The following is a 25,472-nucleotide window of genomic DNA, read 5'->3' on the forward strand; positions in this document are numbered from 1 at the left end:
GTGTCATCCGGCGGCTTCGTCCTGGTGCGTCTTGAAGCGCCCACGTCAGGTGCACGACGCTCCCGCCGCCCGCCACGGGTGGCCCTTGCCCGTGGGCTGCTCCCGCGGACTCCGCCGAGAGGATGCATGCCCGCGAACGTGTTCCCGCAGCGCCCGACGCCTGTCCGCTCCCCGTCCCTGTCGAAGGCGCTCACGCGCGCCGCGCTGCTCGGCCTCCTGGGCCTGGGCGCGCCCGTGGCCGCGCAGCAGCCCCAGGCGCCCATCACAGAGGACGTGCCGCTCCCGGTGCAGCCGTTGCTGCCCGACAGCCGCGTCTACTTCACCACCCTCAACGTGGTCCGCTACAACCCGCTGGGGCTCGAGTCGCAGAACCGGCTCGTCTACCAGAAGCGCCTCTCCGACAGCCCCTCCCTGCTCCTGCGCGACACGTACGCCAGCGCCGGCGCGAGCCTCCGGCTGAGCCCCGCGTTCTTCAAGCTGGGGCCCGTGGTGGAGCTGCAACCGCTGGCGATCTTCAACGTCCGCGCCGGCTACGAGTACGTCCAGTTCTTCGGCACCTTCGGCAGCGTGCAGTCCTATCCGGACTCCTTCCAGCCCTACGACGACGACCTGCGCAGCGCGACCAATGACACCGCCTACGGCACCTCCGGGCACCACTTCTTCGTGGAGCCCATGCTCCAGGCGAAGGTGAAGTCCCTGGCGCTGCGCTCGAAGCTGGCCATCGAGTACTGGAACATGTCGCTGCGCGACGGCGGGACGCGCGGCACGTTCTACGACCCGACGCTGGACACGCTGGTGCCCGGCAAGGGCTGGGTGCTCGCCAACGACACGGACCTCCTCTGGCTGGCCGGACAGTGGACGCTGGGCGCCCGGCTCTCCGCGGTGTGGCCCCGCTACGACGAAGACACCAACGCAGTGGAGCCGCTGCCCGGACGAACGCTGCCCACCAACTCGCACGTCCGCGTGGGCCCGCTCGTCGCGTATGCCTTCGACACGAAGCCGGGCGGCGTCATGAGCAAGCCCACCGTGCTGCTCATGGCCGGCTGGTACCTCAAACATGAGAACCGCATGAACGCCATGCCCTACCTGTTGGGCGGCTTCTCCTTCACCACGGAGCTGCTCTCCGGCCGCTGACCGCGCGCCCGCGGACTGTTCAGACATCAAAACCCCACTGCCCTCCAGGGCAGTGTGCCTGTCGAAGGGTCGTTCCTAACTCGCACTGTCTGTCTTTGGGGACAGCGAGGTGGGACACATGGGAACGACTCGCAGGGTGATGGGCTGGCGGCTTCTTTGGGGCGCAGTGATCGCAGCGGCGCTTGGCGGGTGCGGACCCTCGGAGGCCCCCGAGGCGTCCGCACGGACGCAGGAGGCGGCACTCTCAGGGGGAGCCTTCGCCTGGGTGAAGCACCTGGGCTCCCCCCGGTTCGACGAGGCCCACGCGGTGGCTTTCGACCGCGACGGCAACATCCTCGCGCTGTTTCTCTACCAGGGCAGCGTGGACCTGGGCGCGGGCCCCGTCGGCTCCGGGAATCCCGACAGCATTGGCTTCGCGGTGGCGAAGTACACGACGGCCGGCGCGCTGCTGTGGACCCGCGCTTATGAAGGCGTGCTTCCTCCCGGCGGACAGAACTTCACCAACGCGGTGGCGCTCGCGGTGGACCGGGAGCGCAACGTCCTCATCGCGGGAAGCTCCAATGAGCCCATCAATCTGGGCGGAGGACTCCAGCCGCCGGGCGCCTTCCTGCTGAAGCTGCGCAAGACGGGGCAGTTCCAGTGGGCCCGGCACTTCACCGGCAGCATCTTCCCCCAGGACCTGGTCACCGACTCCCAGGACGGCATCGCCATGACGGGCGCCGCCTTCCGCACGGTGGACTTCGGCCTGGGCCCCAACTCCTCGATGGTGACCGACGTCCAGACCGCGTTCCTGACCCGGTTCAACGCCGCCGGCACGACGCAGTGGACCGTGCGCGAACAGTGGGACCTGAGCGGCGGCGCCAGCGTCGCGGTGGATGAGACGGACGCCTACTACTTCAGCGGCATCCGGTACCCCGACCCGGAGGTGTGGAAGGTGGGCCTCGACGGCACGGTGGCCTGGACACGGTCGCTGGAGGGCGCGTCCGGCAGCGCCATCGCCGTCGCCGTGCATGGCAACCGGGTGGTGGCAGGAGGCGCGGTCAACGACTCCTTCACCTTCGCGGGCCACGACATTCCGGGCCCATCCACCGGCATCGGGGGCTTCCTCGTCGCATGGACCCGGGCCGGAGAGGAGCGCTGGGCCCGTGGCTACCCGCAGCCCGTGACCGCCGTCGCCATGGCCGAGGACGACGCCGTGGTCGTGGGCGGAGCGTCCACCGCGCCGGACTCGCCCTCCGGCTACACGCTCTTCACCGCGAGGCTGGAGCGCATCGAGGGTCAGCAGCAGTGGCGGCACACGTACCCCTCGACGGGACGCCCGTTCTTCACGGACGTGGCGGTGAACAAGCAGGGCGCGTTCGTGGGGATCGGCTACTTCTCCGGCACCCTCCACCTGGGAAGGAACCTGGTCTCGCGCGGCTTCGACGACGACTTCCTCTTCAAGGCGTCGACGGCGCCCTGACCGTCATCCAAAGCCCTGGGCGCGCAGCACCGCGCCCAGCGGCACGGAGCCCGCGCGGTACGCGTCGAACCACCGCGCGGCCTCCTCCGGCGTCGGCTGCGTCCACCGCCAGTGCCCAGGCCCGCCGCCCTCCTGGCAGCGGATCAACGACGTGCGCAGCTGCTCCGCGTGGGTGAACTCCAGCTGCTCCAGCAGCAGCGGGTTCTGGCTGGTGACAAAGGCCTGCCGCGTCCCCATGTCCCGCACGCACGCGCGCACCAGGTCCGGATGCAGGCCGTCCGCCAGCTCGTCCGCGATGACGAAGGCCTCGTGCACGTCCAGGTAGTAGAGGAAGGACAACAGCCGCTTCTGGCCATGGCCCAGCTGCTCCTGCGTCACCGGCGTGCCGTCCGGCCGCACGAACGCGAAGCGGAAGCCGCTGAAGCCCAACCGTCCGCCCTGGGACAGCGGCGTCGTCTCCGTCACGTCCACGGTGAGCGTGCCTGAAACGAACCCCGCCAACGTCACGAAGCGCGCGAGGAAGCCCTGGGGCTGCGCCTCGTGGCGGAAGAGCAGCGACGGGGGCACGGGCTCGCGCTCCACCTGTTCGCGCAGCCAGCCCGGCATCCATGTGGGCAGCGCCATGAGTCCCAGCGGAAACAGTTCCTCACCGCGCTGCTCCATCGCGTAGCGGATGGCGCCGATGCGCTCGAACATGCCCAGCGCTTCGTCGAAGCGCGGCGGCGCCAGGAGGAACGTCTCCCGGAGCAGGTCCTTCAGCCGGTCCTTCACGCCGCGCTCCAGGTACTGCGCGGCCATGAAGAGCAGCGTCCACACAGAGCGGTCCAACACCGACCAGTGCATGCGCTTGGAGAATCCCGCCGCGCCCGCCACCTCGCACGCGAAGCCCGTGGCGCTGGCGCGCATGACGAGCCGCGCGTCCTCCGCCGCGTCCCACCGCACCGTCGCCACGATGGAAGGCAACAGCCCGTGCGCCAGCGCCGCCGGAGGCAACGCCAATGCGGCGCCAGGGCCTGCATCGGGCCCGCCTTCCCCGGCATTGGCGGGCAGCGCCGCGGGCGGCTCATTGCGCACGGCCACATCCACCGTCAGCGCGTCGAAGCGCAGCGCGTATTCCAGCGCGAACGGCTCCCGCAACAGCCCGGAGAAGTCCGAGCACAGCACCGCGGACACCAGCTCCAGCAGCGTCGTGCGTCCGCTGCCCGTCGCGCCCACCACCACGTTCAGGGCAGGGCCGAACGTCAGCACCGTGTCCGGCGCGAGCCCTCGGTAGTGGTGGACGTGCAGACGGGTCAGCTTCATGGCGTCCGGCCCTCCCCTTGCCTTGGACGGCCGTCAGCGTAGGCCCTTCGCCAGCTGATGCGCGAGCCGTTGGAGCAGCTCCGTGTTCTCCGCCTCCGCCGCCTTCAGCTTGGGCAGCTGCGCCTTCAGCGCCGCCACGTCCTTGCCCCGCGTCACCAGGTCCTCCTCCCCCAGCTCCAGCCAACGCCCCAGCTCCTGCGCCGTCAGCTCCAGGTGGAACTGGAAGCCATACGACTTCCCCAGCCGGAAGGCCTGCTGCGTGTACCGGTCCGTGGACGCGAGCAGCGTCGCGCCGGGCACCGGCGTGTACGTGTCCCCGTGCCAGTGCGCCACCGCCGTGCGCGGCTTCGCGCCCGCCACCACCGGGTCCTTCAGCGCGTCCTGCGTCCAGCGCACCGGCCCCACGCCCACCTCGAAGCCATTCTTCCCCGGCGACACCGTCGCACCCGCCGCCGCCGCCAACAGCTGCGCACCCAGACACACGCCCACGCACGCGCGGTCATTCGCCAGCCGCTCTCCCAGCAATGCCAGCTCTTCATTCAGGAACGGATGGGCGTCCGCCTCGTACACCCCCATGGGCCCACCCATCACCACCACCAGCGGCGCGTCCACGTCCTCGCGCTTCACCGTCCGGAAGCGCCGCACCAGCGTGAAGCCCGCCGCCTCCAGCGCCGGCCCCAACAGGCCTGGCCCCTCGTGCTCCTCGTGCTCGAACACCACCGCGCGCATTTTCCGCCACCCCTTCCCTGTGTCTTTGTTTGTGCCACACGCAATGCGTGCCGCGTGAAGACTAACGCTCCATGCCACGGTTGGCCGCGACGCGCCGTGAACCCGGATAGCCGGTAGGCATTTATTTCACAGTATTTCGTGCCATCATCTGCGGGCCCGGTTTCCCCTATAAGCATGCGCACCCGGGCATTCCCCCTTGGGCGTTTTCGTCGCGTCGTATTCCGAAAGGAAGTTCCTCGTGAGCAAGAGCCTTCGCGGTTTCAAGTGGCTGATGGGCACGGTGGTCGGCGTTTCCCTGCTGAGCGGTTGCGGCGCTCCTCCGGCGGAGGGTGAGACCACCCCGACCGAGGCCACGGAGCAGGCCCAGGGCGCCCTGACGGCGCAGGTGTCCGCGGGCAAGGCCTCCATGGCGGCCAGCGAGCGCGTGGCGGTGGAGGTGACGCTGACCAACACCTCCTCCGCGCCGGTCAGCATCTACAAGTGGGACGCGCCGGGCGAGGGCCTCAACGAGGGCCGCCTGTCGGTGTCCCGCGACGGCCAGCCGGTGGAGTACACGGGCGCGCACTTCAAGCGCGTGCAGGGCCGCCCCGAGGACCTGATCACCATCGCCCCCGGCCAGAGCATCTCCGGCCCGGTCGTCGTGTCGGACGCGTATGACCTGTCCGCCTCCGGCACCTACACCATCCGCTACGAGCTGGAGTCTCGCGCGGGCGTGACGGCGCTGTCCTCCAACGCGGTCAGCCTCTTCATCGAGGGCCGCCGCACCAGCCGCGATGGCGCCGAGGCGATGGGCACGGTGACGGCGCAGGGCCTGACCTACTCCGGGGCCTGCACCAGCTCCGAGCAGACCACCATCACCAACGCGTACAACAGCGCGAAGACGTACTCCAACAACGCGTACACGTACCTGAGCGGCACGCCGTCCGCGACCAGCCGCTACACCACCTGGTTCGGCACGTACTCCAGCAGCGGCTGGAGCACCGTCAAGACGCACTTCAACAACATCAAGAACGCGTTCGCGTCCGCCGCCGTCGTCGTGGACTGCAGCTGCAACGACAGCGGGACCTACGCGTACGTGTACCCGGCCTCGCCGTACAAGATCTACGTGTGCGGCGCCTTCTGGAGCGCCCCCAACACGGGCACGGACTCGCGCGCGGGCACGCTGGTCCACGAGATGAGCCACTTCAACGTCGTGGCCGGCACGGACGACTGGGCCTACGGCCAGTCGGCCGCGAAGAACCTGGCCCGCTCCAACCCCACCAACGCGCGTGACAACGCGGACAGCCACGAATACTTCGCGGAGAACACCCCCTCGCTGCCGTAAGGTGACGCGGGACCGTTGACTTCGGGGCGCGGGCCACATGGGCTCGCGCCCCTTTTCTTTTCGCAGCACGAACACAAGGAGCGTCACGTGATGGGCCTGGGACGAAGGAACCTCGCATGGCTCGCGGTGCTGACCGCCGCCGGTGTCACCGCCTGTACCCCGAAGCCCGCGGAGGCACCCGCGCAACAGCAGGCCCCCGTCGCCGCGACGCCGCCTCCCGCGGCCCCCCCGCCTCCCGCCGAGCCCGTGAAGGAGCCCGCCGCCGTGACGACCCCGAAGCTGGAGTGCGCCCTCAGCGTCCACCCGAAGGCGAAGGTCGGCGAGTCCATTGAAGTCCTCTTCAAGCTCACCAACCGCTCGGAGTCGCCCGTCTGGGTGCTCAAGTGGCAGACGCCGCTGGAGGGCATCCTGGGCACGGTGTTCCAGGTCACTCGCGACGGCGAGGAGATGCCGTACCAGGGCCCCATGGTGAAGCGCGCGGCCCCGGGCGCGGACAGCTACGCGGCCATCGCCCCGGGCGCCACGGTGGAGAACACCGTGGAGGTGACGCAGGCCTGGGACTTCAAGAAGCCGGGCACGTACCGCATCACCTTCCGCGACGCGCTGATGGACGTGGCCACGCGCAAGGAGGACGTCCCCCGCGCCGGCGGCGAATACCAGTCCACGCCCGTGACGTGCGCCCCCGTGGACGTCACGGTCGCCGCGCGCTGATGGGAGCCGTGAATCCGTAGGAGGGGACCTCTTCCGGATTTCCCTGGAACGGGGAGGGCGGGCAGGCACGGTCCCCCTCCTCAGCCGGGCCCGGGCGCGATACACCTGGGCCCACCATGGCGGACACCCCCACGATGAACATCCCGACGGTCGACCTGCTGGACCTGGCGTCGGGTGAACCGGCGCGCCTGGAGCGCGCCGCGGCGGCCCTGCGCGAGGCCTTCGGCGTCTTCGGCCTCGTGTTCGTGAAGAACCACGGCGTGGACGCGCCGGCGCTGGAGCGCTTCTACGACGCGTTCTCCGCCTTCGTGGCCCGCCCGGACGCCCAGAAGCGCCCCCTGGGCCGCTCGGACCTCTGGTACCAGCGCGGCTGGACGCCTCCCAACACGGAGGTCGCCGTCGCCAGCAACGGGCAGCCGGACTTCAAGGAGTGCTACTTCGCGGCGCCCACGCCCACCGACCCGCAGTCCGCCATGGAGTTCCCGGAGCTGTACCCGGAGAACATCTGGCCGGACGACGCGCCGCCCTTCTTCCAGGAGGGCCTGCTCACCATGGGCACCGCGCTGCACGAGGCCGGCCTCAAGCTGCTGCGCGGCGCCGCCCTGGCGCTGAACCTGCCGCAGGACACCTTCACCGCCTCCTGTGAGAAGGCGCCCCACGTCACGCGCGCGCTCCAGTACCTGCCGCTGGGTCCGTCCCAGGTGAACACCGGCATCCTCTGGGGCGAGGAGCACACCGACTTCAACCTGCTGACGCTGCTGCCCGGAGGCCGCTTCCTGAATCCGGAAGGCCGCCCCGCGCCGAAGCCGGATGACCAGAGCGGCCTGTACCTGCGCACGCGCGCGACGCCGGACGCGCCCAATGGAGCGATGGTGCGCGGCACCGCGCCCGCGGGCTGCATCGTGGCGCAGGTGGGCCAGCAGCTGGAAATCCTCACGGGCGGCACGTTCCTCGCCACGCCGCACGTCATCACCGCGCCGGGCGTGCCGGGGTGGCAGCGCCAGTCCGCCGCGCACTTCATGCACGTGCACACCAGCCAGGTGCTCTTCCCGCTGCCCGGCTTCCGCACGCCGGAGGCGGTGGCCAACTACGCGCCGCCGGTGCTCGCGGGCACGTACGACATCAAGACGCTGGTGGACATCGGCCTCGCGCCGCCCGCCGCGCTCGACAAGCTGGGCTACCGCCACTACGACCGGCTGAACAAGATGCGCGCGACCACATAAGGCGCGCCGGGGCCGTGCGCCCCTTGTCGCTGGCGGCAGGGGACGGGCTGCGTTACAGCGCAGCCCACTCCATGGCCGATACCCCCTCCGTCCTCGCCAGCTCCGTCTTCCGTCACCGCGATTTCCGGCTGTATCAAATCGCCCGTCTGTGCGCGGTGCTCGCGGCGCAGATCGAGTCGGTGGCCATCGGGTGGCAGGTGTACGAGCTCACCGGGAGCGCGCTCGCGCTGGGCTACACGGGCCTGTCCCAGTTCGTCCCCTTCCTCGCCTTCAGTCTGCTGGGCGGACAGGTGGCGGACCGCTACGACCGCCGCCGCATCCTGGCCATCTGCCAGGGCGTGATGCTGGTGTGCAGCCTGCTGCTCCTGTCCTTCACGCTGGGCCACGTCACGGACGTGCGTTTCGTCTACGGCGTGCTGGTGCTGTTCGGCACCGCGCGAGCCTTCTACGCGCCCGCGGGCTCCGCGCTCACGCCCTACCTGGTGCCGCCGGAGGAGCTGACGCGCGCGGTGGCGGTGAACTCCACCACGTGGCAGGTGGCCACCATCGCCGGCCCCGCCGTGGGCGGCCTGCTCTACGGGTGGCTGGGCGGCAAGGGCGTGTACCTCACGTCCGCGTCGCTGTGCGCGCTCACCATCGTGTGGATCCTCTCGCTCAAGGTGCGCACCGGCAGCGCGTCGCGCGAGCCCATCTCCTTGACGACGCTCGTCGCGGGCCTGCGCTTCGTGCGCCAGAAGCGGCTGCTCCTGGGCAGCCTCACCCTGGACCTCTTCGCGGTGCTGCTGGGCGGCGCGGTGGCGTTGTTGCCCATCTACGCGCGCGACGTGCTGCAGACCGGCCCATGGGGCCTGGGCCTGTTGCGCAGCGCTCCGGCCGCGGGCGCGGCGGTGGTGGCGGTGCTGCTCGCGTTCCGTCCGCTGGGCGGCCACGCCGGGTGGAAGATGTTCGGCGCGGTGGCGGTGTTCGGCGCGGCCACGCTGGTGTTCGGCCTGAGCAGGTCCCTGCCGCTGTCGCTCGTGGCGCTCGCCATTGGCGGGGCGGCGGACATGGTGAGCGTGGTGGTGCGCCACACGCTGGAGCTGGTCTCCACGCCGGATGACATGCGCGGCCGCGTGGGCGCGGTGAACATGATGTGCATCGGCGCCTCCAACGAGCTGGGCGAGTTCCGCGCGGGCTCGCTCGCGGAGGCCCTGGGCGCCGTGCACGCGGTGGTGATTGGCGCCGTGGGCACGCTCATCGTCGTGGGCCTCTGGGCCTGGCTCTTCCCGGAGCTGCGCAACGTGGACCGGCTCGAGTCCGCCGCCCACCGCCCGCCCCGCCCCGAACAGGACCCCGCCGAGTCCGCGCCCTCCGTCTGAGGCCCTCGAGCGCCGAGTGAAAAACCATGGCGCGCGAAGGTTTGACGCCGGGTGAGGGAGCTGTTGCCTGGGCGGCCACCGGCTGACTGCTTCTGTGGCCAGGAAGGACACAAGCGGGGCCTTTCAGCCCCCACCTTTCGAGGAGGGTCGCCGCTGGTATGGTCCGTGCTTGGACCCACGTCCCATGGCGTACTACTTCCACGTGCTGGCACTCTGCGTAGGGGCCGCTCTTTGCCTCGTCCTGGGCCGGGCGCTCTTCGAGCCTGACGCGCCCGCCCCTGTCCCCGTCACCACCCAGCCGGACTCGAGCGCGCCCCGCGTGGTCCGCATGGACGCCGGCAACCACCCTCGCAAGTAGGGCCCCACGCCGGGGCGTCCCCGCGCGATGATGCGCGCTGACCGTGAGCGAGACCGGCTCCTTCCTTCTCTTCCTGCTGCTCTGGGCGGTGCTCCTCGTGGGGGTGCTGTCCATCGTCGTCTCCACGCTGCGCACCGGCGCGCCGCCCATGCCCAGCTCGCCCCGGGTGCGGCGAGCGCTGTTGGCCATGCTCCCGGCGGACACGCGGGGCACCGTGTTGGACCTGGGCTCGGGCTGGGGCGACGTGGCCTTCAACCTGGCGGACCACTGCCCCCAGGCGCGCATCGTCGCGTACGAGCTGTCCTGGCTGCCGTGGCTCTTCAGCCGGCTGCGCCAGCGGCTCTTCCCCCGTCCCAACCTCACGCTGCTTCACGGGGACTTCTTCGCCGCGTCCTTCCAGGACGCAACCTGCGTCATCTGCTACCTGTCCCCGGGCATCATGACGCGCCTGGCGCCCCGCTTCGCCGCCGAGATGCCGGAAGGCGCTCGCATCCTGAGCCACACCTTCGGGCTTCGTGGCTGGACGCCCGTGCGCAGCGTGCGGCTCCAGGACCTCTACCGCACGCCTGTCTACCTCTACGAAGTGCCGCCCCGCGCGCCGCCCCGTGAGTAGAGTCCCCGCCCGTCCACCCCTTCTCGAAGAGACCCTCCCGCGATGAGTGACTTCCAGTTCCAGGACATGCTGCCGCTCGGCAAGGACGAGACGCCCTACCGCCTCCTCACGAAGGAGGGCGTCTCCACGTTCGAGGCCGGCGGACGCAGCTTCCTCCAGGTGGAGCCGGAGGCGCTCACGCTGCTCACCCGCGAGGCCATGCGGGACATCTCGCACCTGCTCCGGCCCGGGCACCTGCGGCAGCTGGCGAACATCCTCCAGGACCCGGAGGCGTCGTCCAACGACAAGTTCGTGGCGGTGGAGCTGCTCAAGAACGCGAACATCGCCGCAGGCGGCGTGCTGCCCTCCTGCCAGGACACCGGCACCGCCATCGTGATGGGCAAGAAGGGCCAGTACGTCCTCACCCGCGGCGGCGACGAGGCGGCCATCTCCCAGGGCGTGTTCGACACGTACCTCACGGCCAACCTGCGCTACTCGCAGATGGCGGCGCTGGACATGTACAAGGAGGTCAACACGGGCAACAACCTGCCCGCGCAGATCGAGCTCTACGCGACCGACGGCGACGCCTACAAGTTCCTCTTCATGGCCAAGGGTGGCGGCTCCGCGAACAAGAGCTACCTCTTCCAGGAGACGAAGGCCGTCCTCAATCCGCAGAGCCTGCTCGCGTTCCTGGAGCAGAAGATCCGCGCGCTGGGCACCGCCGCGTGCCCGCCGTATCACCTGGCCATCGTGGTGGGCGGCACCTCCGCGGAGTTCGCGCTGAAGACGGCGAAGTACGCCTCCGCGCGCTACCTGGACACGCTGCCCACCAGCGGCAACGCGCTGGGCCGGGGCTTCCGCGACGTGGAGCTGGAGCAGGAGGTGCTCAAGCTCACGCAGCGCACCGGCATTGGCGCGCAGTTCGGCGGCAAGTACTTCTGCCACGACGTGCGAGTCATCCGCCTGCCCCGCCACGGCGCGTCCTGCCCGGTGGCCATCGCCGTGTCGTGCTCCGCGGACCGCCAGGCGCTGGGCAAGATTACGCGCGACGGCGTCTTCCTGGAGGCGCTGGAGACGGACCCCGCGAAGTACCTGCCGGAGACCACGGACACGGACCTGGCCGGCGACGTGGTGAAGCTGGACTTGAACCGCCCCATGAGCGACCTGCGCGCGGAGCTGTCGCGCTACCCCATCAAGACGCGCCTGTCGCTGTCCGGCTCGCTGGTGGTGGCGCGCGACATCGCGCACGCCAAAATCAAGGAGCGCCTGGACCGGGGCGAGGGCATGCCCCAGTACCTCAAGGACCACATGGTCTATTACGCGGGCCCGGCGAAGACGCCGGAGGGCTACGCGTCCGGCTCCTTCGGCCCCACCACCGCGGGCCGCATGGACGCGTACGTGGATCAGTTCCAGGCGGAGGGTGGCAGCTTCGTGATGCTCGCCAAGGGCAACCGCTCCCCGGCCGTCACGGAGGCCTGCAAGAAGCACGGTGGCTTCTACCTGGGCTCCATCGGCGGCCCGGCCGCGCGCCTGGCGCAGGACTGCATCAAGAAGGTGGAGGTGCTGGAGTACGCCGAGCTGGGCATGGAGGCCGTGTGGAAGATCGACGTGGTCGACTTCCCCGCCTTCATCGTCGTGGATGACAAGGGCAACGACTTCTTCGCGAACATCAACAAGCCGTCCGCGAAGAAGTAGGCCTCGAAAAGTCACCTTCCGGCGTGCGCTCTCAGTCGAACTCGAGCGCGCGCTGGAAGTCCGCCGGGTTGGAGGCCGCGCTCTGCGCCGTCTCCAGCGTGATGTCGCCCGCGCGGTAGAGCTGCGTCAGGTGCTGATCGAAGGACTGCATGCCGAACATGTCGCGGCCCTTCTCGATGACGTCCTTCAGCTCCGAGGCGCGGTCGTCCCGGATGTACTGCTCCACCGTCTTCGTCTGCACCATGATCTCCAGCGCCACCGTGCGGCCCTTGCCGGTGGCCTTGGGCAGCAGGCGCTGGGAGACGGTCGCCTTGAGCGAGTCCGCCAGGCGCATGCGCACCATGGTCTGCTCCTCCGCGGGGAACACCGACACCAGGCGGTTGATGGTGCGCGACGCGTCCGTGGTGTGCACCGTGGACAGCACCAGGTGGCCCGTCTCCGAAGCCTTCAGCGCGATGTCGATGGTCTCCGTGTCGCGCATCTCGCCCACCAGGATGACGTCCGGGTCCTGACGCAGCGCCGCTCTCAGCGCGATGGAGAAGTTCGCCGTGTCCGGGCCAATCTCCCGCTGGGAGATGGAGGACTTCACGTTCTTGTAGATGAACTCGATGGGGTCCTCGATGGTGAGGATGTGCAGGCTCTCCGTGTGGTTGATGTGGTTGATCATCGACGCCAGCGTGGAGCTCTTGCCGGACCCCGTGGCTCCCGTCACCAGCACCAGCCCGCGCTCGTTGCCGGCGATGGTCTTCAGCACCTGCGGCAGACCCAGCCCGTCGATGCTGGGAATCTCATCCGGGATGATGCGCAGGATGCAGGCCAGCGAGCCGCGCTGCCGGTAGATGTTCACCCGGAAACGCGCCACTCCCGGCAGGCTGTAGGACGAGTCGCATTCCTGCACACTGTCGATCTGCGCCTTCACCAGCGGATCGTTCATCACGTGCAGCGCGACCTGCTTCGTGTGATCAGCCTGGAGCTTTTCCATCTTCAACGGCCGCAACACGCCGTTCACCCGGTAGATGGGCGGGTCGCCAGGGCGGAAGTGGATGTCCGAAGCCCCGTTCTGGACGCCAACGGTGAGCAGCTTGTTCAAGGTGTTCAGGTCCAGGTAATCCCTCTCACTTCACGAATGGAGCGGAGGATTCTAGGAGAAGGGCACCCAATCCCTCCATGGTTGCAATGTGGGAAGCATTCCCCAGCCTCACTGTACTAAGTTTTCCCGCAAATCAAGGAAGGCGAGTACCCCGGGGGATGAAGGAACTGTCCTCGACTGCTCACCAGTGGCCGTCTTCCTGCCCAGGCGGCCCGGATGCCCTGCCCGGAATCCGTGGCGAACATCCGGGCATGAACGCACAAACCGAGCAGGCCCCCCACTACGAAGAGCTGTCGTCCGCTGACTACGCCGCCCTGGAGGTGTGGGATCCCACCCAGGTGGTGATTACGCCGCGCATGGCGGCCCGGCTGTGGTTGCAGACCAGCCTGCGGCTGACGCGCGCCCAGAAGGAGCTGCACGACGCCATCTTCGCCAACGACCTCAGTGAAGCGGCGAAGGACCGCTATGCGGAGGCCCGCGCGGAGCTGGACTCGGCGGAGGCGTGGGCCCTGCACGTGGCCCGCAACATCCCTCGCCACCGGTAGTCGGAAGTACCACTTCCACCCCCCCGGACGTGGCACACGGGTGGCGGCGGGGCGGCGGCGGGACGGGCATCGCGCCCGGCCTTCCACCTCCCGTCGTCACCCGTTGTCGTTGTTGGAGGAGGACGGCCCGCAAGGCGGGTCGTCCTTGCGCGGGGGAGCCGCGGGCTCGCCGCCCAGCAGCTGGCACAGCCCCGTCTGCAGCTTCTCCAGGAGGCACGACAGCACCTCCACCTCCGGCGGCGCCAGGAACTCGCGCGCCTGGGCATCCACCCACCGCGCGGCGAGCTCCAGGGCCTGGATCTCCCGGCGCCCCGCGTCGGTGATCTCCAGGCGCACGCAGCGGCGGTTCTCCCCCGCGCGGCGCTCCACCAGCCCATCCTCCTCCAACCGGTCCACCAGCCGGCTCACGGCGGGCGCGTCGATGAGCAGCCGCTCCGCGATCTGCGCCTGGCTGTGGATGCCGTGGATTCCGATGTTCTTCAGCACGAGCAGCTGCATCAGCGGCCGGTCCGTTTGTTCACCAACTTTCTGGGTGAGCAGTCGGACCACTGCGCGTCGCGTCGATGCCACTTGCTCAGCGATGGTCATGGGCGTAAGAGATGATTGCATTCAACAACGGTTGTCAATTACATCTTGACCGCGCGCAGGGAACCCGGGGTGGGTACCACCACTCGCTCCTGCCGGAAAGACCCGCCGCTCCAGAGTATGGCCACCTCCAGCGCCCTCCTCGTCCTCCTCCTCGCCGCCGCGCAGCAGGCGCCGTCCGCGACCCCGGCCCCACAGCAGCCTACACCTGAAGCCAGCGCGGCCGCGCCGGCCCCCGTCCCCTTCCAGCCGAAGGTGGAAGACCCCATGCTCACGCCCGTTCCGCCGGCGCCGGAGCAGGTGAAGACGTGGGACGACGCCCTCACCCGCGTGCGCCAGCGCTCCACGGACCTGCGCAACGCGGAAGCCGGCGTGTCACGCGCGCAGGGCCGGTGGCGCCAGTCGCTGGGCCTTTTGCTGCCCAACGCGCGGGCCACCGCGGGCGTGGGCGTGGACGTGCTCCACCCGGACGTGCCCTCCGCCGCGGGCGGCGGCTTCGTGGGCGGCTCCAACACCGGCACCGGGGTCAGCTCTCCCAGTGCGCCCCTGGGAACGGTGTCCGCGACCCTCACCCAGTCCATCATTGATGTGGGTGCATGGCGGGGCCTGTCGTCCGCGAAGGCCTCCGAGTCCGCGTTCGTGGCCAGCCTCCAGGACGTGCAGCGCCGCCTCACGCAGGGGCTGGCGCAGGTGCTGGTGGCCACGGTGGCCGCCGAGCGCGCCGCGGAGGTCAACCGCGTGGGCCTGCGTCAGGCGCTGGAGCGCCAGGCCATCACCCAGCGCTCGTTCGAGCTGGGCGCCGGCACCCAGCTGGACGTGGTGCGGGTGAGCCAGGACGTGGCGGTGGCCCGGCAGGCGCTGGTGGCCGGGGACGAGCAGCTGCGCCGGACGCGTGAGTCGCTGGGCCTGTCCCTGGGCGAGGACCACGGCGTGGGCGTCAACCCGGAGTTCAACCTGGGCGGGCTGGTGGAGCAGACGCGCCAGGACTGCGCCCCCCTCCAGGACCTGGCCAACCGCCCGGACCTGGTGGCCCAGCGGGCCAACGTGGACGCGGCCCGGGAGAGCCGGCGCCAGGCTTCCGCCGGTTACCTGCCCACCCTGGGATTGAGCAGCACGCTGGTGGGTTTCACCACCGACCCCGGCTTTGGCCGCCTCGCCACCTGGAACGTGTCCGCGGTGCTGTCCATGCCCCTGTGGGAGGGCGGTCAGCGCGAAGGGCTCGTGCGCGAGCGCGCAGGCATTGAAGAACAGGCCGCCCAGTCGCTGGAGGCCAACCGCCGCAACGTGGGTGTGGAGGTTTCTCGCGCGCGGCGTGGAGTGGAAGTGGCCGAGGCGCTGTTGAAGACCGCTGCCGAATCCGTGGAGCTCGCGGACCGGACGGACCGGCTCACGCGCCGGGCCTTCGAGGTGGGACGAGGTGGCAGTTTGGAGCTGGTGCAGAGCGGAGCCGCCCTCCGCCAGGCGCAGCTCGCGTTGGTTTTGAGGGAATTCGAGCTCGTCCAGGCCCGCCTGGACGCGTTCCTGACGGAGGCCCGGTGCGACTGGTGACGAGGGTACGCCCCCTGAAGGCGCTGATGACGAAGACGGTGTTGGGCGCGGCGCTGGTGGCTGGCGCGGCCGGGTGCTCGGGCAAGCCGGAGGCGAAGGCCGCTCCGCCGCCGCGCGAGGTGCAGGTGGTGGCGCTGGCGCCGCACGAGGTGCGGGACACCGGCGAGTACCTGGGTTCGCTGCTGTCGCGGCAGAGCGTGACGGTGCTGCCGCAGGTGAACGGCTACATCCGGAAGATATTGGTGAAGCCCGGCCAGAAGGTGGAGGCCGGCGCGCCGCTGATTGAAGTGGACGCGCGTCAGGAGACCGCGGCGCTGGACAGCGCGCAGGCCCAGCAGAGCTCCTCCGCGGTGGAGCTGGAGCTGGCGAAGCGCACCCTGGCGCGCACGGAGTCCCTCAACCGCGAGGGCCTGGCCAGCGTGCAGGAGTTGGAGCGCGCCCAGGCGGCGGTGAAGGCGTCGGAGGCCGCGACGCGCGCGGCGGGCGCGAACGTGGCCCAGCGTCAGGTGCAGCTGCAGTTCCACGTGGTGCGCGCGCCGTTCGCGGGCACCATGGGCGACGTGCTGGTGCGCGTGGGTGACTTCGTGAGCGCCACCACGACGCTCACGACGGTGGCCCAGGCGGACGCGCTGGAGGTCAGCGTGTCGGTGCCGTCGTTCCGCGCGCGGTCGCTCAAGCCGGACACGCAGCTGGAGCTGTTGGATCAGCAGGGCCGGGTCATCCTCTCCAGCACCGTCTTCTACGTGGCGCCGCAGACGGACCCTCGCACGCAGCTGGTGGAGGTGAAGGCCGCCTTCCGCAACACGGTGGGCCTGCGCCCCAGTGAGCTGCTGCGGGCGCGGCTGGTGTACGCCACGCGGGACGCGCTCCAGATTCCGGCGCTCGCGGTGGTGCGCCAGAGCGGCCAGCCCTTCGCCATGGTGGTGGAGAAGAAGGACGGCAAGACGCTGGTGGAGCGCCGCCCGGTGGCGCTGGGGCAGCTGGGCGACATGTCCTACGTGGTGGAGGGCGGCCTGAAGCAGGGCGACCTCGTCGCGGTGTCGTCGCTGCACATGCTGCGTGACGGCATGCCCGTCATCCCCAAGCAGGTCTCCGTGAACAACGACGCATCCCCCCAGCCGACGGGCACCGTGCGGGCCGACGAGACCCCCACCAACGCCCAGCTGCCCCGCTCCGCGTCCGGTGGCGGCGGCACCACCGGCGGCAGCCGCTAGCAGGCGAATTCAAGAGAGGCGCCACACCGTGTTCGTCGACTTCTTCATCCGCAGGCCTGTCTTCGCCATCGTCTGCTCCATCATCCTGACGCTGGTGGGCGTCATCGCCATCCCGACGCTGCCCATCGCGCAGTACCCGGACCTGGCGCCGCCGCAAGTCACCGTCACCAGCACCTACGTCGGCGCCAGCGCCGAGGTGGTGGAGTCCGCCGTCACCATCCCGTTGGAGCAGGAGCTCAACGGCGTGGAGGACATGCGCTACATCACCTCCACCAGCAGCAACGACGGCACCAGCACCATCACCGTCACCTTCGCCCCCACGCGCAACATCGAGGTGGCGGCGGTGGACGTGCAGAACCGCGTGAGCCGCGCCGCGGCCCGCCTGCCCGCGCAGGTGAACCAGACGGGCATCGTGGTGAACAAGGCCTCCAGCCAGATGCTGCTGACGGTGGGCCTGTCCTCCCCGGACAACCGCTACGACGCGAAGTTCCTCTCCAACTACGCGGACGTGAACCTCAAGGACGCCATCAAACGCGTCCGCGGCGTGGGCGAGGTGCGCATCTTCGGTGAGCGCAAGTTCTCCATGCGCCTGTGGTTGGATCCCTCCGAGCTGGCGCGCCGGAACATGACGCCGCAGGACGTGGTGCGCGCGCTCCAGGAGCAGAACCTCCAGGTGGCCGCGGGCCAGGTGGGCCAGCCGCCGTCCAGCGACGAGCAGCCGTACCAGATTGCAGTGCGCGCCCGGGGCCGCCTGGTGGAGCCGGAGGAGTTCGGCGACATCGTGCTCATGCGCAACAACGACGGCAAAGCCGTCACGGTGAAGGACGTGGGCCGCGTGGAGCTGGGCGCGGAGAACTACAGCACCCTCCTGCGCTTCAACGGCCGCACCGGCGTGGGCCTGGCCATCTTCCAGCTGCCCACCGCCAACGCGCTGGACGTGCGTGACGGCGTCATCAAGGAGCTGGACCGCCTGTCGCAGTCCTTCCCGCCGGGCCTGGAGTACCGCGTGGGCACGGACACCACGCTCGCGGTGCGCGCCTCCGTCAACGAGGTGATCCACACGCTGGTTGAAGCCATCGCGCTCGTCATCCTGGTCATCTTCCTGTTCCTGCACGGGTGGCGCAGCGTGCTCATCACAGCGCTGACCCTGCCGGTGTCGCTGGTCGGCACGTTCGCGTTCGTCTACCTGATGGGCTTCTCCATCAACACGCTGACCCTCTTCGGCCTCACATTGGCCACGGGTCTCGTGGTGGACGACGCCATCGTGGTCATCGAGAACATCGAGCGCCTGATGGCGGAGCGCGGGCTCAGCCCGTTCCAGGCGGCGCGCGAAGGCATGAAGGAGGTGGCCGGCGCGGTGGTGGCCATCTCCGTGGTGCTGGTGGCGGTGTTCATCCCGGTGGCCCTCTTCCCAGGCACCACGGGCTCCATCTACCGGCAGTTCGCGCTCACCATCGCCGCGTCGGTGGCCCTGTCCACCTTCTGCGCGCTGACGCTCACGCCCGCCCTGTCCGCGCGGCTGCTCAAGCACCACCACGGCCCCAAGTGGGTGTTCTTCCGCAAGGTGGACCAGGTGCTGGACTGGACGCGCGACATGTACGGCAAGGGGCTGCGCAAGCTGCTGGTGCACCCGCTCATCGTGCTGGTGGCGTTCCTCGCCTGCATTGGCGTCACGGTGATGCTGTTCCGCTCGGCGCCCACGGGCTTCATCCCGGATGAGGACCAGGGCTACGTCATCATCTCCGTGCAGGGGCCGGAGGGCATGGCCCTCAGCCAGACGGAGAAGGTGCTCCAGGAGGTGGAGGCGGTGCTCAAGGCCCAGCCGGAGGTGAGCGTGATGTTCGCCATCGGTGGCTTCTCCCCCAGCGGCAACGGTTCCAACTACGCCACCGTCTTCACGGCCTTGAAGCCGTGGGAGGAGCGCACGGGCAAGGACCAGTCCGTGGCCGCGCTGGTGGAGCGGCTGCGCGGGCCGCTGGGCAAGATTGGCAGCGCGCGCGTCATCCCCTTCCAGCCCCCCGCCATCCGCGGCGTGGGCAGCGTCGGCGGCTTCCAGTTCATCGTGGAGGACGTCGCCGGCAACCACTCGCTGGAAGACCTGGCCAACGCCACGCAGGAGATGGTGCAGAAGGGCAACGAGGAGGGCCGCCTGCGCGGCGTCTTCACTCCCTTCAACGCCAACACGCCCATCCTGGACGTGGAGGTGGACCGCCAGAAGGCCAAGGCGCTGGGCGTGCCGATTGAGCAGATCTTCGGCGTGATGCAGCTCTACATGGGCAGCCAGTACGTCAACGACTTCAACTACGCCAGCCGCACCTACCGCGTGTACGTCCAGGCCGAGCAGCAGTTCCGCGACAGCCCCCAGGACATCGGCTCCTTCTACGCACGCACGGACGCGGGCGACATGATTCCGCTGGAGTCGCTGGTGAAGGTGACGCCCATCGTCTCCGCGCAGGTCATCAAGCACTACAACCTGTTCCGCTCCGTGGAGATCAACGGCCAGGGCGCGCCCGGCGTGTCGTCCGGTCAGGCGCTGGAGGCCATGGAGCAGGTGGCCCAGGCGGCGCTGCCCCAGGGCATGTCCTCCGAGTGGACGGGCATCAGCCTGGAGCAGAAGGAGTCCGGCGGGCAGACGATGATCATCTTCGGCCTGGGCATCCTCTTCGTGTTCCTGGTGCTGGCGGCGCAGTACGAGTCCTTCAGCCTCCCGTTCGTCATCATCCTGTCCGTGCCGCTGGCCATCATGGGCGCGCTGGGATTGCAGGTGGCGCGCGGCTACGCCAACGACGTGTTCTGCCAGGTGGGTCTGGTGATGCTCGTGGGCCTCGCGTCCAAGAACGCCATCCTCATCGTGGAGTTCGCGGAGCAACTGCGCGACCAGGGCAAGAGCGCGCTGGAGGCGGTGGTGACGGCCGCGGAAGTCCGCCTGCGCCCCATCCTCATGACGTCCATCGCGTTCCTCCTGGGCGTGGTGCCGCTGATGACGGCGTCCGGCGCGGGCGCGGCGGCGCGCAACTCGCTGGGCACCGCGGTGTTCGGCGGCATGCTGGTGTCCACCATCGTCAACCTCATCTTCATCCCCGGCCTCTACATCCTCATGCAGAAGGTGCGTGGGGACGCGAAGCGGTCCAGCGGTGAGGAGGAGACGCCCACTTCGCACGAGCCCGCCCCGGCCCACGCACCGTGAGCTGAGGCTGCCAGTGCAGCGCTGAAAAACAGACCGCCCTCCCCTTCCGGTTCGCGAAGAGGAGGGCGGTGGTGTTTTCGGGGACTGCGTGCGCGTCAGATTTCGTGGGCGGTCTGCTCGTACACGATGACGTGGCGGGACTCGGGCAGCAGGATGATGTTGAGCGTGCGCCAGTTGTCGCCGTTGGGGCCGGTGCTGAACTCGCGGAAGTAGCTCTTCACCTGCGCGTTCGCGGCGCTCTCGCCATAGGTGTCGAGGATGGCCTGGTGCAGCGGCTGGAACTGCAGGTACATCCGCGGCAGGAACGCCGCGTAGGTGTACGTGCCCGGGTTCGGGTCGTTGCGGTAGCCCTTGTACTCGCTGCGCGCGAGCACCGCCGCCGCCGCCGCGTTCAGCGTCGCATGCGTGGAGTACGGCCACGCGAAGTCATACCGGTCCAGGAAGGAGTACATGTCCTCGCGGTACGCGTTGGCCCCGCCGAGCACCGCGTTGAGCGTCCCGTCGAGGGGGAACGCCGCCAGCGTCACCGGGGCATTGGCCGGCGCCGGAGAGGGGTTCGCCACGCACGCGCCGCCCACGCAGGAGGCCTGGAGGCGGTACTGCTTCGCCAGGCCGTTGCTCCAGCCCACCACCACCAGGTACTCGCCCGCCTGATTGAAGGTCGCGAGCGGAATCTTGCTCAGCTCGCCGTAGCCGGAGTCGTCGTCCCCGTAGAGCGGCATGAAGCCGTAGCCGTACTGCGTCTTGGGGCCGTACACGTACAGGCCGGTGTCCACGCCCATGCCGGTGCCCAGGTGGGTGACTTCCAGCGCCACCTGCGTGTTCGCCGCGACGTTGAGCTTGAAGCCCTCATAGTTCGCGGACGTGCCGGTGTTCGACGACACCGCGCCGCCCACGGGCAGCGTGCCCGCGATGTACAGGTAGCTGTCGAACGGAGCGGGCGGGGCCGGCACCAGCTGCTGCGTCGCCGTCGTCACCGTGTCGCCGCCCTCGGGGACCGGGGTCTGCTCCGGCTGGCCACCACAGGCACCCATCAGGCCCACCGCGGACATGCCCAGCACCGCGCTTCGCACTGCCGTTCCACGCTTCATCGCGTCCACCTTCTCAAGGAGGGCGGGGGGACCCGCCCTGGGAGTGAAACGCCTCCCTGTGACAGCTTGAAGAGTGGAACTCAAGCAACAGATGAAACACAGGCGCCCTTGGTGAAACGTGCGAGAGGGGCGCCTGCCTTGGCGTCTTGGAGCCACCCCTCTAAACATCTTGCTTGACGTAGTCGACGGTGCCGACAGCGAGGACACGTGACGTCGCGACCTGCCGGCGCACCTCGCTCCTGGGTGCATAGCCTTTCTTCTTCCGAGGCTTCGGCCCGCGAGGATGCTTGAGGAGCATCACGGGGTCTCCGTGCCTTGCCATGTCCACCCGCGTCCGGGCCAGCCGCTTCGATGTCTGCTTTTCATGGGACGCCAGACCTCCTCTGGGAGGGCGGCCTTCATTCCACCGCAATGCTCGCGCAATCGCGTGCAGCGCAGGCCTGTGGACTCTGGGCAAGGAAGCGCTCCACGATGGCTTCGAACATGACAATAGAAAGACCCCCCTCTCTCGAGTTCGTCCTGGAGCGTGCCCGGGAACGAGCCCGTCGCGAGGAGTTGGCCCGGGCCCTGGCCGAGAGAGAGGGGAATGTCAGCGTCACGGAGCGACTGGTGAATGGCCCCTGGAGTTGGCTGCGACTGGCGGGACTGCTGCTCGCGGTGGGCTGCGCCTCCCCGCCCGCCCCCATCCCCCCACCCCGCCCGACCGCGCCTCCGGCTCCCGCGGTCGTGGCCCCCCCACGTCCCTCCCTCCAGGCGTACCGGCTCCTGCCGGACGGGACGTCCTCCCCGTGGGGCCTGCTGCCGGCGGGTGATGCCGCCCCCCAGCCGCTTCCCGATGGAGACTGGTACGCCGAGCCTCTGGAGCCCGTGAGCACACCGGCCGAGGCCCAGGCGCTGGCCGCCGTGCTGCGCGAATACCGCGTCCCCGGTCTCTCCTTCGGGGAGCAAGGCCTCCCCGCCCCAGCCCTGCTCGCGCTCCTCGTCGAGGGCTCCTCCGTCGTATCGCTCCATCTCTCCGATACCGCGTTCGGCGACGAGCACCTGGCCGCCCTTGGGAACGCGGCACGGTTGAAGGCCCTGCACCTCGACGGCACACGGGTAACCGATGCGGGGCTCGCCTCTCTCCAGGGAATGCCACACCTGGCCATCCTGCGGCTGGATGCCACGGCGGTGTCCGACCGGGGGCTGGTTCTTCTCGCCTCGCTGACGACGCTGCGCCGGCTCTCGCTCAGCGGCACGTCGGTGAGCCCGCGGGGGCTCGGCCTGCTCGCGGCACAGACGGAGCTGGAGTGGCTGGATCTCTCGGACACCACGGTCGATGACACGGTCCTTGCGTCCCTGCCCGGGGACCGCTTGCGCACACTCGTCTTGAGCGGCACCCACGTCACGAATGCCGGCCTCGGCGCCCTGAGGAGAATGCCGGCCCTGAGCTCGCTGGGGCTGGCGCGGACGGCCGTCTCGGACTCAGGCCTGGCACACATTGGAGGGCTGCGCATGCTGGACGCGCTCCACCTGGGAAGCACCGGGGTGACGGATGCGGGGCTCGTCCACCTGGCGCGGTTGCCGGTGCTCCGGGTGCTGGTGCTCAGCAAGACACGCATCCGCGGCCCAGGGGTTCGTCACCTTGCCGGGCTCACTCGGCTGGAGGTCCTCCACTTCGACGACACCCTGCTCGGGAACGCGGCGCTGCGCCACCTGCAGGGCCTCCACCACCTGCGCGACCTGGAGCTGTCGCGCACGGCCGTCACCGGGAGCGGCCTCCCTGCGCTGGCCGGCCACCAGGAGCTCGAGAGCCTCGGGCTCTCGGGTCTCGCGCTGGCGGACGCGTCGCTCGCGTCGCTGGAGCCCCTGGAGCGGCTCTCCCGGCTCGACCTCAGTGCCACGCGCATCGGCCCCGAGGCATTGAAGCAGCTCGGCTCGCGCATGGTCCTGCGGCACCTGGATCTGAGCCGGACCGACTTCAACGACGGGTGGGTGGCCACCCTTCGGACCTTTTCCCGACTGCAGTCGCTCCGCGCCATCCGCACGCTCCTCACGGACCTGGGGCTTGGCCAGCTCTCCGAGTTGCGGGAGCTGGAGTCACTCCAGGTCTCGGGGAACCCCATCAGCGGCTCGGGGCTGGTGCCGCTCCAGACGCTCCCCCACCTCGTCAAGCTCGACCTGGGAGGCACCTGGCTGGACGACAACGGGGCGCAGATGCTCGCGGGCTTCGAGAAGCTCTCCTGGTTGAGCCTCGCCGGCACCCGCGTCGGGGACGAGGCGCTCGTTCACCTCCCGGGCTCCCTGCTCACGTTGTACCTGCTGCGCACGAAGGTCACGGACGCCGGCATGCCCGCGCTCCACCATCTTCCCCTCCTTCGTGAGCTCGACCTGCGCGAGACGGCTGTCTCCGAGGCCGCGCGGGCCACGCTGGTGCGCGAGCATGGCGTCCGGCTGATGTCCTCCCCCTGAGATGAGTGCAGGCTGATCAACGCGCTTCAGCCCGCCCCCTCCACGCCGCGTCACAGGCACGCTCCAGCACCACCCGGGCCATGACGGTAGGCCCCCAGGCCAAGAGTGGCCAAGGGGCTACCGTCCGCACAGGGGCCAGCGCGTGCCGCTGGAGCAGCCCCTCGCAGCGCATTTACCTGCTCGCCAGCCAGCCCGGCTTCCTCCCCCCAGGGAGCCGATGCCGAAGAGGCTTGGAGGGGTGCGTCCTAGAAGCTGGCGGTGGCGGTGATGCTGCCGCCGGCGGCCGGGGTGGTGACGGTGTTGTTGCCACCGCCCTGCCAGACGACGTTGCCGCTGCCGTCGCGCTTGAGGCACTTCCACTGCACGGTGGTGTTCGCGGGCAGCGCGTAGGTGCCGCGCCAGGTGGGGTACGCGGTGGGGCTGAGAATCTTGGTGGTGGTGGGGCTCCAGGTGTCGAGCTCCGCGACGCTGCCGGTGACGTAGACGTTCTGGCCCATCACGGTCGTGCCGTTGTTGCACACGAACTCCACGTTGGAGGTGGTGCCGGTGGGCGGCGGCGTGTTGGTGGTCCACACGGTGTAGTCCGTACCGGTGGCGGCCTGCGTCCAGCCGGTGCCAGGGGTCCAGGAGCCGGTGCCCAGCTTCACCGCCACCTTGCCGCCGATGATGGCCGCGTACAGGCCGCTCTCCGCGCGCTGGATGCTGACGGTGGACTCAGACGTGAGACCCGCGTTCTTGCGGATGTCCATCAGCGTCTTGATGGAACTGCCCAGGCCCCAGTTGAAGTAGTGCCCCCAGTAGACGGTGGGGATGCCCGGGTGGGTGAGCACGTAGGCGTAGCCCGTCATCACCTTGGTGCAGGGCACCGGCCAGTGGTTCTGCCCGTTGCCGCACGTCTCGCTGGGGCCGGTGTCGTGGTTGTCCACGAAGGTGACGTGGCGGCTGGCCCACCAGCCGATGCCGCCCGCGGGCTTGCCGTCGGACGCCTTCAGGCGCGTGTAGTTGTTGTTGGTGAGCGCGTCGTTGAGCAGGCCCTTGGTGGCGAAGTCGAACGCGGCGCAGGAGCCCGTGGTGGCGTCCACCCAGTTGGTGATCTGCTGCTTCCAGTTGTTGGGGTTGTTCGCGTCGAAGTAGTTCGTGGGCCAGAACTCACCCACGCAGAACCACGGGTCCGTCGCGGTGACGTACTCCTTCACGTAGCTGCCCGCGAAGCCCTTCACGAAGTCGAACCGCCAGCCCGCGAAGCCCACGCCCTTCAGGCGGGTGTTCATCCACGTCTTCAGGTCCGCGCGCACGTTCGCCTGCGAGTGGTCCAGGTCTCGCGCCGCGGCGTAGCCCTCGCCGCTGTCCGCGTTGCCGCAGGCGCTCGGCCATTCGTCACCCGCGGCCACCGCGTTGCAGCCGCTCCAGGTGGGGTTGGTGAAGTCCGCCCAGTTGGCGGTGCCCACGCGGTGGTTCACCACGATGTCCGCGATGGGCTTCACGCCCTGCGCATTGAGCGCGGCCAGCGCCTGGGTGAGCTCCGCTTCCGTGCCGTAGCTGGAGTTGAGCACGTTGAGCTGCCGGGGCAGGTAGCCCTGCGTGGACGCCGCGTCGGAGGGCGGCGGCAGCCAGATCATCGTGAAGCCCGCGGCCTTCACCGCGGCCGCGTTGTTCTTCACCGTGTTCCACCACCCGCCCGCGCTGGCGGAGTTCCAGTGGAAGCCCTGGAGCATCACGTCGGTGCTGGCGCCATCCAGCGGTTTGGCCACGGCGGGCGCGGCGGCGAACAGGCCAGCCGTGGAGACGACCAGCAGTCGGGTCTTCAACGTCATCGGGGGACCTCGGGGTTGTGGGGGGAAGCGCGGGCAAGCTAGTCCTGCCTTCCGGCATG

Annotated in this window: 20 protein-coding genes; 14 read left to right on the top strand and 6 right to left on the bottom strand. The window is 69.6% G+C overall.

Going from position 1 to position 25,472, the window contains the following annotated elements; genetic code table 11:
* Nucleotides 1–126: 126 nt before the first annotated feature.
* Nucleotides 127–1,134, top strand: a complete 1,008-nt coding sequence (locus D7Y04_RS28485; protein ID WP_120599836.1) for a hypothetical protein — start codon at nucleotides 127–129, stop codon at nucleotides 1,132–1,134.
* 265 nt (nucleotides 1,135–1,399) lie between these two features.
* The gene (locus D7Y04_RS28490; RefSeq protein WP_121761310.1) at nucleotides 1,400–2,596 is read left to right on the top strand and encodes a hypothetical protein; all 1,197 of its coding nucleotides are present in this window, start codon (nucleotides 1,400–1,402) and stop codon (nucleotides 2,594–2,596) included.
* Between the two features lie 3 nt (nucleotides 2,597–2,599).
* Here the strand turns inward: D7Y04_RS28490 and D7Y04_RS28495 are convergent, their stop codons facing one another.
* Together D7Y04_RS28495 and D7Y04_RS28500 are read right to left on the bottom strand one after the other, a co-directional pair.
* Nucleotides 2,600–3,898, bottom strand: coding sequence for an AAA family ATPase (locus tag D7Y04_RS28495; protein WP_121761311.1), 1,299 nt, complete (start codon nucleotides 3,896–3,898; stop codon nucleotides 2,600–2,602).
* A 33-nt stretch (nucleotides 3,899–3,931) separates the two neighbouring features.
* Nucleotides 3,932–4,627: a glutamine amidotransferase gene (locus tag D7Y04_RS28500; protein ID WP_120580891.1), complete on the bottom strand. Its 696-nt coding sequence runs from the start codon at nucleotides 4,625–4,627 to the stop codon at nucleotides 3,932–3,934.
* Nucleotides 4,628–4,865: 238 nt separating this feature from the next.
* On the opposite strand from D7Y04_RS28500, the gene D7Y04_RS28505 reads away from it, so the two are divergent.
* From D7Y04_RS28505 to D7Y04_RS28530, 7 genes are all read left to right on the top strand, one after another.
* Complete coding sequence (locus D7Y04_RS28505) at nucleotides 4,866–5,951, top strand: M35 family metallo-endopeptidase (RefSeq protein ID WP_120599833.1); 1,086 nt, start codon at nucleotides 4,866–4,868, stop codon at nucleotides 5,949–5,951.
* A 90-nt stretch (nucleotides 5,952–6,041) separates the two neighbouring features.
* Nucleotides 6,042–6,662 (top strand): protease, encoded by a 621-nt coding sequence (locus D7Y04_RS28510; RefSeq protein ID WP_121761312.1) that lies wholly within the window; start codon nucleotides 6,042–6,044, stop codon nucleotides 6,660–6,662.
* 116 nt (nucleotides 6,663–6,778) lie between these two features.
* Nucleotides 6,779–7,885, top strand: coding sequence for an isopenicillin N synthase family oxygenase (locus D7Y04_RS28515; protein WP_120600214.1), 1,107 nt, complete (start codon nucleotides 6,779–6,781; stop codon nucleotides 7,883–7,885).
* A gap of 71 nt (nucleotides 7,886–7,956) precedes the next feature.
* The gene (locus tag D7Y04_RS28520) at nucleotides 7,957–9,243 is read left to right on the top strand and encodes an MFS transporter (protein ID WP_121761313.1); all 1,287 of its coding nucleotides are present in this window, start codon (nucleotides 7,957–7,959) and stop codon (nucleotides 9,241–9,243) included.
* Nucleotides 9,244–9,427: 184 nt separating this feature from the next.
* On the top strand, nucleotides 9,428–9,601 hold the full coding sequence (locus D7Y04_RS44600; protein WP_158627600.1) for a hypothetical protein: 174 nt from the start codon (nucleotides 9,428–9,430) through the stop codon (nucleotides 9,599–9,601).
* 43 nt (nucleotides 9,602–9,644) lie between these two features.
* Nucleotides 9,645–10,214, top strand: coding sequence for a class I SAM-dependent methyltransferase (locus D7Y04_RS28525; RefSeq protein ID WP_121761314.1), 570 nt, complete (start codon nucleotides 9,645–9,647; stop codon nucleotides 10,212–10,214).
* A 42-nt stretch (nucleotides 10,215–10,256) separates the two neighbouring features.
* Nucleotides 10,257–11,888, top strand: a complete 1,632-nt coding sequence (locus D7Y04_RS28530; RefSeq protein WP_120600253.1) for a fumarate hydratase — start codon at nucleotides 10,257–10,259, stop codon at nucleotides 11,886–11,888.
* Nucleotides 11,889–11,919: 31 nt separating this feature from the next.
* Here D7Y04_RS28530 and D7Y04_RS28535 read toward each other — a convergent pair whose 3' ends face one another.
* Nucleotides 11,920–12,978 (bottom strand): type IV pilus twitching motility protein PilT, encoded by a 1,059-nt coding sequence (locus D7Y04_RS28535; RefSeq protein ID WP_233601614.1) that lies wholly within the window; start codon nucleotides 12,976–12,978, stop codon nucleotides 11,920–11,922.
* A gap of 251 nt (nucleotides 12,979–13,229) precedes the next feature.
* On the opposite strand from D7Y04_RS28535, the gene D7Y04_RS28540 reads away from it, so the two are divergent.
* The gene (locus D7Y04_RS28540) at nucleotides 13,230–13,523 is read left to right on the top strand and encodes a FruA-associating protein, FapA (RefSeq protein ID WP_014395578.1); all 294 of its coding nucleotides are present in this window, start codon (nucleotides 13,230–13,232) and stop codon (nucleotides 13,521–13,523) included.
* A gap of 96 nt (nucleotides 13,524–13,619) precedes the next feature.
* Here the strand turns inward: D7Y04_RS28540 and D7Y04_RS28545 are convergent, their stop codons facing one another.
* The gene (locus D7Y04_RS28545; protein ID WP_233601615.1) at nucleotides 13,620–14,021 is read right to left on the bottom strand and encodes a MarR family winged helix-turn-helix transcriptional regulator; all 402 of its coding nucleotides are present in this window, start codon (nucleotides 14,019–14,021) and stop codon (nucleotides 13,620–13,622) included.
* A 207-nt stretch (nucleotides 14,022–14,228) separates the two neighbouring features.
* On the opposite strand from D7Y04_RS28545, the gene D7Y04_RS28550 reads away from it, so the two are divergent.
* The 3 genes from D7Y04_RS28550 to D7Y04_RS28560 are packed head-to-tail and all read left to right on the top strand — an operon-like array spanning nucleotide 14,229 to nucleotide 20,057.
* On the top strand, nucleotides 14,229–15,656 hold the full coding sequence (locus tag D7Y04_RS28550) for a TolC family protein (RefSeq protein ID WP_120599667.1): 1,428 nt from the start codon (nucleotides 14,229–14,231) through the stop codon (nucleotides 15,654–15,656).
* 26 nt (nucleotides 15,657–15,682) lie between these two features.
* Nucleotides 15,683–16,870: an efflux RND transporter periplasmic adaptor subunit gene (locus D7Y04_RS28555; RefSeq protein ID WP_120599666.1), complete on the top strand. Its 1,188-nt coding sequence runs from the start codon at nucleotides 15,683–15,685 to the stop codon at nucleotides 16,868–16,870.
* Nucleotides 16,871–16,898: 28 nt separating this feature from the next.
* On the top strand, nucleotides 16,899–20,057 hold the full coding sequence (locus tag D7Y04_RS28560; protein WP_120599665.1) for an efflux RND transporter permease subunit: 3,159 nt from the start codon (nucleotides 16,899–16,901) through the stop codon (nucleotides 20,055–20,057).
* Between the two features lie 95 nt (nucleotides 20,058–20,152).
* Here the strand turns inward: D7Y04_RS28560 and D7Y04_RS28565 are convergent, their stop codons facing one another.
* Nucleotides 20,153–21,148 carry a hypothetical protein gene (locus D7Y04_RS28565; RefSeq protein ID WP_120599664.1) on the bottom strand — a complete coding sequence of 332 codons (996 nt, stop codon included), beginning with the start codon at nucleotides 21,146–21,148 and terminating at the stop codon, nucleotides 20,153–20,155.
* A 609-nt stretch (nucleotides 21,149–21,757) separates the two neighbouring features.
* Between D7Y04_RS28565 and D7Y04_RS28570 the strand changes: the two genes are divergently transcribed.
* Nucleotides 21,758–23,599 (top strand): hypothetical protein, encoded by a 1,842-nt coding sequence (locus D7Y04_RS28570; protein WP_233601616.1) that lies wholly within the window; start codon nucleotides 21,758–21,760, stop codon nucleotides 23,597–23,599.
* Between the two features lie 245 nt (nucleotides 23,600–23,844).
* Here the strand turns inward: D7Y04_RS28570 and D7Y04_RS28575 are convergent, their stop codons facing one another.
* On the bottom strand, nucleotides 23,845–25,413 hold the full coding sequence (locus D7Y04_RS28575) for a glucan 1,4-alpha-maltotetraohydrolase domain-containing protein (RefSeq protein ID WP_120600268.1): 1,569 nt from the start codon (nucleotides 25,411–25,413) through the stop codon (nucleotides 23,845–23,847).
* Nucleotides 25,414–25,472: the final 59 nt, after the last annotated feature.

The organism is Corallococcus sp. AB038B, from assembly GCF_003668955.1.
Lineage (GTDB): Bacteria > Myxococcota > Myxococcia > Myxococcales > Myxococcaceae > Corallococcus > Corallococcus exiguus.

Excerpts from the sequence above, each read along its gene's own strand:
- D7Y04_RS28485 (WP_120599836.1), top strand. The coding sequence starts at position 127 with ATGCCCGCGAACGTGTTCCCGCAGCGCCCGACGCCTGTCCGCTCCCCG.
- D7Y04_RS28495 (WP_121761311.1), bottom strand. The coding sequence starts at position 3,898 with ATGAAGCTGACCCGTCTGCACGTCCACCACTACCGAGGGCTCGCGCCG.
- D7Y04_RS28500 (WP_120580891.1), bottom strand. The coding sequence starts at position 4,627 with ATGCGCGCGGTGGTGTTCGAGCACGAGGAGCACGAGGGGCCAGGCCTG.
- D7Y04_RS28510 (WP_121761312.1), top strand. The coding sequence starts at position 6,042 with ATGGGCCTGGGACGAAGGAACCTCGCATGGCTCGCGGTGCTGACCGCC.
- D7Y04_RS28515 (WP_120600214.1), top strand. The coding sequence starts at position 6,779 with ATGGCGGACACCCCCACGATGAACATCCCGACGGTCGACCTGCTGGAC.
- D7Y04_RS28520 (WP_121761313.1), top strand. The coding sequence starts at position 7,957 with ATGGCCGATACCCCCTCCGTCCTCGCCAGCTCCGTCTTCCGTCACCGC.
- D7Y04_RS44600 (WP_158627600.1), top strand. The coding sequence starts at position 9,428 with ATGGCGTACTACTTCCACGTGCTGGCACTCTGCGTAGGGGCCGCTCTT.
- D7Y04_RS28530 (WP_120600253.1), top strand. The coding sequence starts at position 10,257 with ATGAGTGACTTCCAGTTCCAGGACATGCTGCCGCTCGGCAAGGACGAG.
- D7Y04_RS28540 (WP_014395578.1), top strand. The coding sequence starts at position 13,230 with ATGAACGCACAAACCGAGCAGGCCCCCCACTACGAAGAGCTGTCGTCC.
- D7Y04_RS28545 (WP_233601615.1), bottom strand. The coding sequence starts at position 14,021 with ATGCAGCTGCTCGTGCTGAAGAACATCGGAATCCACGGCATCCACAGC.
- D7Y04_RS28550 (WP_120599667.1), top strand. The coding sequence starts at position 14,229 with ATGGCCACCTCCAGCGCCCTCCTCGTCCTCCTCCTCGCCGCCGCGCAG.
- D7Y04_RS28555 (WP_120599666.1), top strand. The coding sequence starts at position 15,683 with ATGACGAAGACGGTGTTGGGCGCGGCGCTGGTGGCTGGCGCGGCCGGG.
- D7Y04_RS28565 (WP_120599664.1), bottom strand. The coding sequence starts at position 21,148 with ATGAAGCGTGGAACGGCAGTGCGAAGCGCGGTGCTGGGCATGTCCGCG.
- D7Y04_RS28575 (WP_120600268.1), bottom strand. The coding sequence starts at position 25,413 with ATGACGTTGAAGACCCGACTGCTGGTCGTCTCCACGGCTGGCCTGTTC.